Source organism: Apibacter raozihei, from assembly GCF_004014855.1.
Taxonomy (GTDB): domain Bacteria; phylum Bacteroidota; class Bacteroidia; order Flavobacteriales; family Weeksellaceae; genus Apibacter; species Apibacter raozihei.
The window spans coordinates 2,988,382-3,001,485 of record NZ_CP034930.1; the positions used below are offsets into that span (position 1 = coordinate 2,988,382).

Here is a 13,104-nt window from a genome sequence, read left to right on the forward strand (position 1 = left end):
GACGGAGAAACTAAGCCGGCGCATATTGCCTATAATTTTGAAGATAAAAAATATAAAGGGGATATTGCTTTGCAAGGAGTTTTGGAAGGAAAATATTTATGCGTACTTAGTAAATCTAAGTTCAGGCGCCGCTAGAGATAATTTATCTCAAGAAAAAATTAAAAAACTACAAATTATAAAGCCTGTAAATGATATAGTCTCTAACTTTACAATAAAATAAAAGATGTTTATTTAAGATATTATAATAATTTAAAAGAAAACCAACAACTCGCCTCTTTGTGAGATTGGTTATTACCTATGCTAATGAATGGTCAGATAGGATTTAAAGATGAAATAGAGCCTTAAACATAAGTTTTATAAACCGTATTGAAAGGTATGAAAGGTACACAGAGCATTAAGCTATCCCAGATTAGGGAAGAGATGAAACGTAGGAAAACGCCAAAACAGTAATTTCCAGATAAAGTGGCTAAATTTTAAGAACAAAGGACGAAAGTTGCTCTCAATACTATTATCAGAGCGGGCTGGCATAAGAATGTAATAAAATAATACTAAATTAAAAAAATAACAACTAAACTAGGAACCACTGTAAACAACAAGAATACAACTTTAACAATAGGACTAAAATGATACTAGGACAATATGATAGTTTAGAAAAGTCTAAAGATAAAAATTATAGAGTTTCATTCTTACTAAACTGTATGGTTGGATTTCCTGAAGTATAAATACACAAGCTTTATGAAAGATAGATACTGGCATATACAAATGTTTCTTCCGGAAGGAAAAGGAGGAACAAAAATAGACTCTTCTCTTATGCTGAAGGAAGAAAAAGCTATAATAGGAACTGGAGATTGGGATGATATTCAATGTAGACATTTTAAAGGAGAACAAGACGGCCTAAGAATCGGGGATGTTATAATGGTTCGGGAAGGAAGTCGCCCTTTAGCCCTATGTGAAATAATAAGTAATTATTTTCATTCGGATGAACTATCAAATAACTATTTGAACTCTTGGTTTCGATATGTGGAGGTTCTAGACTGGGCCGATCAAGATGAATCGAGTTCTCTATTTTCGCAAGGCACATTAAAAAAATTATATAAAACATCTGATACTCGTTCTTGGAACTATATTAATGAGTGGTATAAAAAAGTCTTATTAAGAATGAAAGAACAAAAAACACAAAAAATAGTTGAACTTTTACTGAATAAAAATCAAATCATACTTCAAGGAGCACCCGGAACAGGTAAAACATATCTTGCAAAAGATATTGCGGAAAAGATGATATTTGATAATACGATATCAGCAGATAAAAAAGTACAATCTGAAAAATTAAAGAATAACAATCAGTTTAAATTAGTACAATTCCATCCCTCTTATTCGTACGAAGATTTCGTACGTGGTATCGTAGTAAATACAGATAATGGCGTAGCTGAGTATATTAACCAAAATAAAATATTAGGTGAATTTGCTAGAGAAGCATATAATAATCTGCTTGATAGTCAAAAAACAGAAGAAGAAATTTCTAAGAAAGAATGGGTGGCAGATCAATTTGAGAAATTTGTAGATTTTATCAGTGAAAAAGTTGTTTCGAATTTGGAAGACAATTATCAGTTAACAGACCATGTTAATATCATTGCTGTGGAGAATGATGCTTTTCGTTATACTGGTAATAATTGGAAGCATGGCTCAAACAGAATGTTATTTAGAGATATAATACAGGCATTTTTAGATGGTAATAAAACTCGGCAGGATATAAAAAACAATAACAATTTGTCTGGTTTGGCAAAACAACATGCTAGTTATTATATAAGAGCTTTAGATCATTTCAGAGAATATTTGAATGACCTAAAGATCACTTATACAGATTCCTCTAAAAATAGAGTAAAACTCAATAATTATGTTCTTATCATAGATGAAATAAACAGAGCTAATCTTTCTGCTGTATTGGGAGAGTTGCTCTATGCTCTTGAATATCGTGGAGAAATAGTAGAAAGTATGTATGCTATTGATGGGGATAATGAATTGATATTGCCTTCTAACCTTTACATTATCGGAACTATGAATACTGCTGACCGAAGTGTGGGACAAATAGACTATGCTATTCGTCGTAGATTTGCTTTTGTAGATATGCTGCCCACTATATTAGAGGTAGATGGTTTTGATTCTGATTTATTCAGGGAAATATCAAAACTTTTCATCCAAAACATAGAAGAATACATAAATGACACTACTGTTATATTATTGCCTTCCGATCATTTATCAAGTGAATTTCGTCCGGAAGATGTCTGGATAGGGCATAGTTATTTTGTTATGAAAGATAACAGAGAGTTACGGTTAAAATATGAAATTATTCCTATTTTAAAAGAGTATCTTAAAGACGGGATATTGAAAGATTCTGCAAAAGAAATAATCCAAAACCTGGTATAAATGATTTTTCTGTTTGAGCAATACGGCTATAAACGCAGCGGATTTTATCTACAACATATTGAAGAGAATGAAGCGATTAAAATAATACAAAAACTTTCATCTCTTAAAGAATGTGGATTTAGAAAAACTGTAAGCCGATACAAACAAGATGCCTTATGCCTGAATATCGATTATGATGAAAAAGAACAACATTTCCATTTTGAGACTTCTTATTTTGTAGGGGTAGACTGGATCATTCCCAACCAACAAGCCGTATACGTTCAGCCCAAGATGAATAAGGAGGAAATTCAGGTTGATTATCTATCCATGTTGTTTGAAGCCATGCAGGAACCTGAAAACTTCAACCATCTTGAGGGTTTATTGGATATTGATTTTGATAAACCTTACATAGAAATAGAGCAAAAAATCGATATTCTATCACCCTTTTTATTGATTCAGTTCATTCAGGTATTGAAAAATATTGTTCGTAAAGGATTGAAGAAATCTTACTTTCAAGTCACAGAAAACTTTGAAGCGAAAGTGAAAGGTAAAATACTAGTTCATAAAACATTAAAAACAAATGTTTTAAAAAACAAACTCACAAAAACAGTATGTCAGTATGAGAAATTTGGCATAAATAATGAGGAAAACAAAATTTTGAAAAGAGCTTTTCACTTTGCAAAATATGCGATTTTATCATATAAAGGGATTAAAGAAGAAGAAATTCAACATATTATAAATTATATAAACCCTGCTTTCGAGAATATTACAGACGATGTAAATTTGAATAAACTTAAGATATTCAAACCTAATCCAATGTACAAAGAATATGAACATGGATTAAAGTTGGCTTTGTTAATCTTAAAAAGATATTCATATAATATTCAAAATACAGCATTAATAGATAAGGTAAAGACTCCTCCTTACTGGATAGATATGAGTAAATTATTTGAATTGTATGTTTTTAAGAAGTTACGAGATATTTTTCCAAAACAAGGAGAACTAACCTATCATTTAAAAACCAATCGCCAGGAATTAGATTTTCTATTGAACCATACCGATGTAGATGGAAATAAACTTCAACTGGTTATTGATGCTAAATACAAGCCCCGTTATGAGAATGAAAATATTTCTACAGATGATGCCAGGCAAATTAGTGGTTATGCGCGATTGAAAAGCATATATGAAAATCTTAAAGTGGATAAAAATAAACTGATAGATTGTTTGGTTATATATTCTGATACATCAGATATTTATGAATTAAAGAAAGAGAAACTTATATCTATAGAAGACAAGAACTATCAGAACTTTTATAAAATAGGAATTGGCTTACCAAAATAAGAAGAGCTTATCTGAATTAAACCAAATTTAATCTTAGCAATTTCATATTGTAATACCAATAGAAAAACTTTTTCATTACTTCATCTCCCCGTATTCTTTAATCTTCTTTAGACAAATCTGTTGGGTAATATCCATAAGTAACTCCACTTTGGGGATAAGTGCATCAATATCCTCTTTGGTAACTACAAAGTCCGGATTATAACGGGCTTCTACATACGCGGCTTTTACTAAATGAAACAACCTTTTTTCTTCTGCTGTGTGTAGAGGGAAAACCTTAGCCAGTTCTTCGGAATATTTTTTTACTGAGGAAGATAATTTGGCCAGATTGTGCTGTTTATTATTCCGAAGGGTAAAAACCAACCGTATCGCGTAATAACAGTTTTCGCAAGCCTGATGAAGATTAAATATTGAATCTTTATATAATTTTTCATTATAACACAAATGTGCTACCTTAAATTTATTTGCTGCATTCTCAAATTTTTCTTCAAAATACTCTTGTGCCTGTTTTTGTATTTCATCGTACCGGAGCTTTCTTCTTCGGGCCAGCTTAAAATTTCCGCTATCATACAAAACCACTCCTTCCTGTTTAATCTGGGTATAAAAATATCGTCCTTCTTCCAGATCTTTGTTCAGCTTTTTTATATCGTCGTTTATAAATTGTACGGGTGTTTGTTTTTCGGGATTTCGGTAGTATTTATCGTCTACCTGATCCAGAATGCGTCCTGCATCTTTATCGGATATATGGTGAGTAGCCACCAGGATATCATAATCGCTCATATAGGAAGTGGGTATACCAAATTCTATGCGTTCATCATAGTCTACATATTCATTTCTTGCATAACTTCCATACAGGATAATCATTTCCGCCTGCGGAAGTCTCTTACGTATTTCGGTTACCAGATTATTGATGTCTTCCTGCTTGCGTTTGGGAAGATAGGCTATGGACTTTTTCATCTGCGGGTGTCTTCGTTTCTGTTTTTTCTTACTCGTGTACAGCTTTTGATATTACAAAAATAACCTTTTTAAGATAAATTCTTATTTTTTATTATTCTAAAGCTAAAGGTAACAAAAAAGAAATTCCCAAAGTTTTATTTTATCTTATATATTTGTAAAGTAATTATAAACTATTTTATATATTGAAAAAATAACATAAATTATACGTAATACTTAAAACAGTGTTTGACACTAAAACTGATGGTTATAGTAAATTTTATGTCGGGCACAAGGGCTCTGCTTAAGGAAAAATGATTGTGTGAAAAGCATTTATCAACTACTGGCCGGCTGTTTCTTTATTTCTTTTATCTATCGTGCCCTTACCAGACGGGCATGGATAAAACCGTGCAAGAATCTGCCGTACGAATTTAGCCTTGGTGGAATTGTATTTATAGGTTGCCCTGAATATGAATGATATAGCTATAGAGGTGCAGACATAACGTCCCTTTGTTTTTATGTATTTTCTATAAACTGACTTCCTGTTCGGGGACAACAGGTAAAAAATAAAGTAACTTATCATGAGTATAAATTGTAAAGACCCAAATATAGCACAGCGTTTTGCAACTTTACTTGGCTATGCCCGAATTATACACGGACAATACCGGGAAAGCATACGCAGCACTTTTGAAGAGCAGGAATCCTGCACTTTTGAGTATTTTGATACTAAGGAAGTACATAAATTAATGGAAATTGAATTTCCGGAGGCTTCTCTGATGTGTACATTCTCGGAAAAAGGACGTTGCAATTTTTCCGGCTATATTTTTAAAAGTTTGTGTAACCTTATAGAATATATAAATTACTGCAACGAAACGTACGTATATAATGTGCATACCCAATCATGGGAGATGGATCGTTGTTCTTTACGGCTACAGCTTCGTAAAAAGAAGTTTATTTTTTCTCTGGTTCCGCTGGAAATGTTTAACTAATAGTTTTCTTAGACAGTACAGGCTCACCCAAAAGGGTGAGCCTGTTTTATTTTCTTTATTGCAGCTAAACTGTTATTTATTATTATTTATTATTTGTTTTCTACTGGCCTACAGTGGAATAATCCCAATTATAACTGTATATTATACCTCCCCAAATGACAGATCTCAAACCAATATCATAGGTTAAGACCGCACCTCCTTTTTTCGGAGTTAATTTTGCACGGATAGGAATAATAAACATTGCAGCACTGTTTTCTGAAGGATTTTCAGGAGACTTTAGCATTATAAAACGACTTTGGGTATTGTTTCTTACGTAATACAAATATTCTGCCTTATATCCGGCATAATTATATTTATAATAATCGCCCTGATGGGCTGCATAACAAAGTTTTCCATATTTACCTGCTTTATTAACAGATAACAATTTATATTCATAGTTAAAAGCGTATTTTAACCACCCCCAATCATCAACTATAAACCATTCGATGGTATAATTGGAATTTAATTGGCTGGTGTTGGAAGTTTTATGGGCCTTCACTTCCAAATCTACATAGTTACCAGCCGAATTAAGGTTTATGTAAAAATCCGTTTTTTTTAATGCGGTACTGCCCATTATTCGCTGAGCATTTGATTCACTGATTTGTTCATTTACTATATCTTCCGTACATGCTGTAAACAATAGCGAAATAAGTAAAAAATAAAGGCTAAATTTTCTCATAGTTATTTATTTTATATTGTTATTATTAGTAAACTAATATACAAAACAAATACAAATAAACCAAACATAAATAATAATAAGAGATAATAATAAAAGTTATTTATCCTATATATTTGATTATTAAAAAATTTAAGATTAAATTATCAGTTAACTTTTTTAGTTCGAAGGCTGTTGAAACTTATGTAGGGCTATACTAAAAAATTCAATAGCTTACCTTTTATAAGATAAAGGAAAGCGTAGCTTTAAAAATCTATTTTTGTGTATAACTATATATAGATACAATTTGATTAGCCGGCTTTCATATAATTTACATTGATCTCTATTTAGATACAGTATATTGCCTTTATATTGAAATAATCGTGAAAAATATGAAGTTAGAATTTAGGAATTACTATATAATAAATAATTACTTAGTTTAAAATATAACGAGATACTTTGATAAGCATCTCGTTAATTACAATTATTTATATGTATTTAATTACTTATGTTTGTAATCAATTAAAACATTTTTTTACCAGGTGTAATATAATTCAGTTAAGAGTATTTAATAAAAATAGTAATTATCTAGTTCTCTGATTTTTTTTAAAATTTAGCAGTTGATATATTTTGATCTACCCTCTTATTTATTTTCTCGGCCAAATCTGTCTAAAAATATATATTTATTTTTTTTATACGCTTTTGCCCAATTGTTTATATCATACTTACAATACTCAATTTTATCGTAGATAAACGGAACTGTTTCCTTTCCAGCTAAACTGATAGCTCCCCATTTTCCTTGTTTCGATACGGCTGCCAATCCACCATAAAAATGCAAACCGGCATCGTAGACAATGGGAATGATTATCTGCCCATATAAATCAATATAACCATATTTACCGTATTTATTCACGCGTGCAACTGCTCCGGTAAAATCTCCTATTTCATTATAAATACATGGAAGAATTTCTTTACCATCACTATCTAATAATCCATAATACATGTCTTTTTTTACCCTAATCCTGTTTTTATAAACACATTTACTTATATCATCATACTTGCAGGCTACTACTTCCTTTCCACTATTATCTAGGAATCCATACTTTTCATCTTTACAGACTATAACAATACCTTCTATTTCTGATGCATAAATTCGATCATACTGGCAAGGGGTAATTTCTTTTCCCATGTTATCTATAAATCCCCATTTATCTTGTTTTTTTACTGCTAGTAAATTGTAAGATATTTCGTATAAATCATTATAAATAAATGAAATAACTTTTTTTCCCGTGTAATCTAATACTCCCCATTTATCTTCTTTTTTTACTGCTAGTAAATTATAAGATACTTTGTTGAAATTATCATAACTCAACGGAGTAACTTCTTTTCCCGTGTTATCTAAAACCCCCCATTTATCTTCTTTTTTTACTATAATAATACCTTTTGCATATTTATGTGTTTCATTATAAATTACAGGAATTATTTCTTTCCCTAAACTATCTATATAGCCCAGTTTTTTACCTTTTTTTACGAGTGCCAGCCCATCTTGGAAAAATGAGGCATAATCATAACTCAAAGGAACAATTTCTTTACCTGATCTATCCATAAATCCATATTGATTGTCTTTTATTACGTAGGCCAGCCCTTCTTTAAAATCACTAATTTTATCATAGATTACAGGAAGTATTTCTTCACCTGATGTATCTACGATTCCCAATTTTCCGTTGATATCTACCTGTATTAGTCCTTCATCAAAATTATTGATTCCACCATATTTTACAGGAAGTATTTCTTTACCAGATCTATCTACGATTCCCCATTTTCTGTTGATTTCTACATGTATTAGTCCTTCAATAAGATTATATATATAATCATAAATTACAGGAAGTATTTCTTTACCTGCTCTATCTACGATTCCCCATTTTCCGTTGATTTCTACCTGTATGAATTCTTCATCAAAATTATTTATTCCATCATATTTTACAGGAAGTATTTCTTTACCTGTTCTATCTACGATTCCCCATTTTCCGTTGATTCCTACCTGTATGAGTCCTTTATCCAAATTATTTAATCCATCATATTTTACAGGAAGTATTTCTTTACCTGCGCTATCTACGATTCCAAATTTCCAGTTGATATATACCTGTATGAGTCCTTTATCCAAATTATTTATTCCATCATATTTTACAGGAAGTATTTCTTTACCAGATCTATCTACGATACCCCATTTTCCGTTGATACCTATCTTTATCAGACTTTTATTTAAAATTCTAATATAATCATAGATTACAGGAAGTATTTCTTCACCTGTCCTATCAAAGATTCCCCTTCTTCCGTTGATACCTACCTGTATGAGTCTTTCTTCTAAAATTTCAATTTCATCATATTTTACTGGAAATATTTCTTTGCCCAAACTATCGATAATTCCCCATTTTTTACCTTTACTTACTGGCGCTAATCCTCCAGTAAATTTAATTGTACTATTATAAACAAGTGGAACAATTAATTTATTACTGGTATTTATGTATCCGGATTTACCTTTTTTTGTTACAACTGCTAAATTTTCATTAAATTTTTCTGCTTTATCATAAATTAAAGGGATGACCTCGTTTGCTGTGGTATCTATATATCCCCACTTATTACTTTTTGATACTGCAGCCAATCCATTACTGAAATCTTGAATTTTATCATAAGTTACTGGAGATAATTCTTTACCCTGAGCATCTACAAGTTTCCATTGATTTTCTTTATTTAAAGCTATCAAATTTTTTGTTAGGAAATAAATTTTATCGTAAATGGCTGGTACTATCTCTTTTCCTGCAATGTCTTTTAATCCGTATTTTTCATCTATATTATCAGAATATTCTCTTAAAGAGCTTATATCAACGATAAAATAGTCATTTTCAACATCTGAATTTACTTTTTGATCTTCACCATATTTTCTTGTTATCAAGAGGTTATCAATCTTAATAGTATTATTTTGAGAATAAATTAGGGCAAATGTCATAAACAACAGTAAGGCGAATGTATGTTTCATTTCAACAGTTTTTTTATTTTTATTTAATTTGATTTACTACAAAACTCTATAATTATTATGGATAATACATATTACTTCTACAAATTTAATCCTTTTATGTAAGCTTCTATAATTAAAATCCTATATTAAAATAATTATTTTAGCCTTTTTTATTTATATATAAATCTAAACAAGGCTTTATTCATTTATTTTCTTCATTCATTGGTAGTTTTAATTTTAACTGGTACTTGTCACAGTTGTTTATACCATAAAGAAAAATGCAGGAAATTTGGAAATTTTTTTTATGTTAATGGGGTATGATCAAATAACTATCAGCAAGTAATAAAGATTTGAACCGAGCCTGTATTTTCTAACAAATGTTATTTTATATATGATGTAACCGCTATAATTTTACACTTGTTTTAATTAAATCAATTATGAAAATACAATTAGCATTAGATACTATTCGTTTGGATGAACTAGTTAGTAAAGTTACTCCGCTCATTGAGTATGTTGATATTTTAGAAGTTGGCACTCCTTTGATGATGCTGGAAGGAATGGAACCCGTGCGTATATTAAAAAGACATTTTCCTGATAAAGAAATACTTTGCGATACTAAAATAATGGATGCAGGAGCAATGGAAGCCCGACATGCTTTGGATGCGGGAGCAGACTATATTACCGTTATGGGGGTTACAGATAATTCTACTATACAGGCATGTGTTGATACGGCTAAGCTTTATAAAAAAAAAGTGGTGGCAGATATGCTATGTGCCGATTTAAAAAAACGTATTCCTATCATTGAAAATCTTGATGTTGATTACCTGGGTGTGCACACAGGAGTTGATCAACAGAAAAATGGAAGAACTCCTTTGGAGGATCTTGTTGAGATTAAAAATCTTACAAAAAAATCTAAAATAGCTGTGGCTGGGGGTATTAATACCGACAATTTGCAGGCTTATTTAGTCTATAGTCCAGAAATACTTATTGTAGGTGGCGGTATTATGGCATGTAAGAATCCTTTACAAGCAGCTAAAACCATTTATACTTTAATAAATAAAAACAAATATGAAAACTAAAGAAAAATTACAAAAAATCATTCAGGAACTATCATTCAACTCAAGCCTGATTAATGATGACGAAGTTGATAATTTCGTTGCCTATATTATGAAAGCCAATCGTATATATCTTGCAGGTGCAGGTCGTTCCGGATATGTTATAAGGTGCTTTGCCAACAGACTTATGCATCTCGGATTTTCCGTAAATTTTGTTGGCGATGTTACAACTCCGCACAGCAAGAAAGGCGATTTATTAATCATTGGATCCGGATCGGGTGAAACCCAGAGCTTAGTTGCTATGGCTAATAAAGCGAAAAAGAGCGGATTAGATTTAGCATTAATTACACTCAACCCTCATTCCAGTATCGGATTACTAGCTAATACCATAATACCCCTTCCCGGAGTATCCCCAAAGGCTGATCAAAAGATAACAAATAAAACTTTATCCATACAACCCATGGGATCTGCTTTTGAACAACTTAGTTTTTTACTTTATGATGCCATAGTCCTAAGCCTCATGGATCAATTGAAGGAAACCGGAGATAGTATGTTTGCCCGACACGCTGATTTGGAATAATTACTACTTTTCAATTAAAGTATGTAAACTTTCTGTTATTCTACTATTTTTGCGATGGTTTTTCTTATTCTGCTTAATGATTCCGGAGCCATGGATAAATAAGAAGCAATGTGCTTAACCGGAGCTCTTAAAAGCGCTGAAGGATATTCTTTCATAAAACGTTTGTACCTTTCGGAAGCTGTAGATAATCTCCAGGAATCTGCTTTTTTCTGAGATATTATTAATGAAGTTTCCAATATTTTTTGAAGTAACTGAATCGCTGCGGGATAATGGTGTGTAAGATCTACGATGCCCTGGTAGGGAATTGCATGTATGATACTTGTCTCAACAGCTTCAATCAATAGTTTAGTTGGTTTTTTTTCAAACAAACTTTCAATACAAAATGTAACTTGACTGTTACAGGTAAAATGTTCTGTAATCTCAAAATCATCTTTAAAATAGTATTGTCTCAATATACCTTTTTCAACGTATAGGATATCTTTGGCAGTCTGCCCTATATTTAAAATTATCTCTCCTTTGGTATATACTGTTGTATTTATCATTAATGATAAATGGTTAAGAGCTTCAATAGGTAAAGTACAGTACTTTTCAGAAAAGAGTTCAGCAACAGCTAAAGCCGGCAAGTATTTTTCATTTTTCCAATTGTATACATCCGAATGAATCATAAGCGTAATAATTTATTTATAAATATAAGCATATTAACGCATATATTAATTTTTTTATTTAATATAATGCGCATTTATGCGGTTATATTACTTATATTTGCCTGTTTAATTTATACTCATAAGTTTATGCTTAAAGAAGAGCGTCACCAATACATACTTAAGAAACTCAAACAGGATTACAGAGTTCAGGTAACAATGCTAAGCGAAGAATTGCTTATATCTGATGATACCCTGCGAAGAGATCTTGCTGAACTAAATAAATTAGGTCTTTTAACCAGAGTTCATGGGGGAGCTATAGCCAAATCAGGCATTCCTGTTGAATTTACTAAACGACTGGATACCGGAATCCCTGAAAAACAAGAACTTGCTAAAAAAGCAATTCCTTTATTTTCTGAAAATGACATTATTTTAATTGATGGAGGAACTTCTAATCTGGAACTGGCAAGGCAATTACCGAATGATATACATCTGACCATTTACACCAATAGTTTTCCTGTTGTAAATGAATTAATAGACAGAGAATCTATAGATTTAATGTTTTTAGGAGGAAATGTCTTTCCTTCTTCACGCATTACTACGGGTGTGCCTGTCATAAAAGCCTTACAAACTTTTACTGCTGACTGGTATGTGTTGGGAGCTAGTAATATACACCCTGAAAAAGGAACCACAGACCCTAACCGAGAAGAAGCTTTTACTAAAATAGCTATGACGGAACGAAGCAAGCAAATTTTGGTTTTAGGAGACAGTTATAAACTTAACACCGCAGAAACCTATACAACTGCTCAGCTTTCCCATATAGATTATCTTATTGTAAAAGACGAGCAGGTTCATCAAATAAAATCAACCTGGCTGAATGATGCTATGCATTGTACGGTCATTTAAATCTAATTAAGTTATGAAAAAACAAATTTTAGTTGACATGGACGGCGTACTGGCCGATTTCTATACTCAATTTTTAAAAAAAGAATCTGAACAATCAGGAACATTAATAGAGTTGTCTACTTTAAGCGGAAAGCCGGAATCCGAAGCTTTTCCAAACTTTAATTCTATTATCAGATCAGAAGGATTCTTCAGAACGGCTCCTTTAATTGAAGGAAGTGTCGAAGGGCTTAATTACCTTAATGATAAATACAAAGTATTAATTGTTTCTTCAGCTACAGAGTTTCCGAACAGTCTAAAAGAAAAATTAGATTGGCTGGCTGAATTTTTCCCGTTCATTTCATGGAAACAGGTGGTTCTGTGTGGTAATAAAGATTGTGTAAGAGGAGATATTATGATTGACGACCATCCTAAAAATCTGGATTTTTTTGAAGGTGATAAAATAATATTTAGTCAACCTCATAATATCTTTATAAAAAACGATGACTACATCCGTGTTAACAATTGGAATCAAATAACTGATATTCTTTAAAGTTGAAAGCATTACTGAAT

At 31.5% G+C, this 13,104-nt stretch carries 12 protein-coding genes; 8 read left to right on the forward strand and 4 right to left on the reverse strand.

Annotated elements, in window-relative coordinates:
• Positions 1 to 735: 735 nt before the first annotated feature.
• Both EOV51_RS13290 and EOV51_RS13295 read left to right on the forward strand, forming a co-directional pair.
• A complete protein-coding gene (locus tag EOV51_RS13290) occupies positions 736 to 2,424 on the forward strand; it encodes an AAA family ATPase (RefSeq protein WP_128153018.1) in 1,689 nt (562 codons plus the stop codon).
• The gene (locus EOV51_RS13295) at positions 2,425 to 3,744 is read left to right on the forward strand and encodes a 5-methylcytosine restriction system specificity protein McrC (protein ID WP_128153019.1); all 1,320 of its coding nucleotides are present in this window, start codon (positions 2,425 to 2,427) and stop codon (positions 3,742 to 3,744) included.
• A 75-nt stretch (positions 3,745 to 3,819) separates the two neighbouring features.
• On the opposite strand, the gene EOV51_RS13300 is transcribed toward EOV51_RS13295, so the two are convergent.
• Positions 3,820 to 4,698: a HEPN domain-containing protein gene (locus EOV51_RS13300; protein WP_128153020.1), complete on the reverse strand. Its 879-nt coding sequence runs from the start codon at positions 4,696 to 4,698 to the stop codon at positions 3,820 to 3,822.
• Between the two features lie 298 nt (positions 4,699 to 4,996).
• Between EOV51_RS13300 and EOV51_RS14715 the strand changes: the two genes are divergently transcribed.
• The gene (locus tag EOV51_RS14715; RefSeq protein ID WP_164875315.1) at positions 4,997 to 5,152 is read left to right on the forward strand and encodes a hypothetical protein; all 156 of its coding nucleotides are present in this window, start codon (positions 4,997 to 4,999) and stop codon (positions 5,150 to 5,152) included.
• Positions 5,153 to 5,255: 103 nt separating this feature from the next.
• Positions 5,256 to 5,663 (forward strand): hypothetical protein, encoded by a 408-nt coding sequence (locus tag EOV51_RS13305; protein WP_128153021.1) that lies wholly within the window; start codon positions 5,256 to 5,258, stop codon positions 5,661 to 5,663.
• Between the two features lie 100 nt (positions 5,664 to 5,763).
• Here the strand turns inward: EOV51_RS13305 and EOV51_RS13310 are convergent, their stop codons facing one another.
• Both EOV51_RS13310 and EOV51_RS13315 read right to left on the reverse strand, forming a co-directional pair.
• The gene (locus EOV51_RS13310) at positions 5,764 to 6,381 is read right to left on the reverse strand and encodes a hypothetical protein (RefSeq protein ID WP_128153022.1); all 618 of its coding nucleotides are present in this window, start codon (positions 6,379 to 6,381) and stop codon (positions 5,764 to 5,766) included.
• Between the two features lie 619 nt (positions 6,382 to 7,000).
• Positions 7,001 to 9,394: a WG repeat-containing protein gene (locus EOV51_RS13315; RefSeq protein ID WP_128153023.1), complete on the reverse strand. Its 2,394-nt coding sequence runs from the start codon at positions 9,392 to 9,394 to the stop codon at positions 7,001 to 7,003.
• A 416-nt stretch (positions 9,395 to 9,810) separates the two neighbouring features.
• Between EOV51_RS13315 and hxlA the strand changes: the two genes are divergently transcribed.
• Together hxlA and hxlB are read left to right on the forward strand one after the other, a co-directional pair.
• Positions 9,811 to 10,452 (forward strand): 3-hexulose-6-phosphate synthase, encoded by a 642-nt coding sequence (gene hxlA / locus EOV51_RS13320; protein WP_128153024.1) that lies wholly within the window; start codon positions 9,811 to 9,813, stop codon positions 10,450 to 10,452.
• On the forward strand, positions 10,442 to 11,008 hold the full coding sequence (gene hxlB, locus EOV51_RS13325; RefSeq protein ID WP_128153025.1) for a 6-phospho-3-hexuloisomerase: 567 nt from the start codon (positions 10,442 to 10,444) through the stop codon (positions 11,006 to 11,008). Before hxlA ends, hxlB begins: the two co-directional genes overlap by 11 nt.
• A 35-nt stretch (positions 11,009 to 11,043) precedes the next feature.
• On the opposite strand, the gene EOV51_RS13330 is transcribed toward hxlB, so the two are convergent.
• Positions 11,044 to 11,673, reverse strand: a complete 630-nt coding sequence (locus tag EOV51_RS13330) for a Crp/Fnr family transcriptional regulator (RefSeq protein WP_128153026.1) — start codon at positions 11,671 to 11,673, stop codon at positions 11,044 to 11,046.
• A 126-nt stretch (positions 11,674 to 11,799) separates the two neighbouring features.
• On the opposite strand from EOV51_RS13330, the gene EOV51_RS13335 reads away from it, so the two are divergent.
• Both EOV51_RS13335 and EOV51_RS13340 read left to right on the forward strand, forming a co-directional pair.
• On the forward strand, positions 11,800 to 12,555 hold the full coding sequence (locus EOV51_RS13335; protein ID WP_128153027.1) for a DeoR/GlpR family DNA-binding transcription regulator: 756 nt from the start codon (positions 11,800 to 11,802) through the stop codon (positions 12,553 to 12,555).
• A gap of 13 nt (positions 12,556 to 12,568) precedes the next feature.
• Complete coding sequence (locus tag EOV51_RS13340) at positions 12,569 to 13,084, forward strand: 5' nucleotidase, NT5C type (RefSeq protein ID WP_128153028.1); 516 nt, start codon at positions 12,569 to 12,571, stop codon at positions 13,082 to 13,084.
• Positions 13,085 to 13,104: the final 20 nt, after the last annotated feature.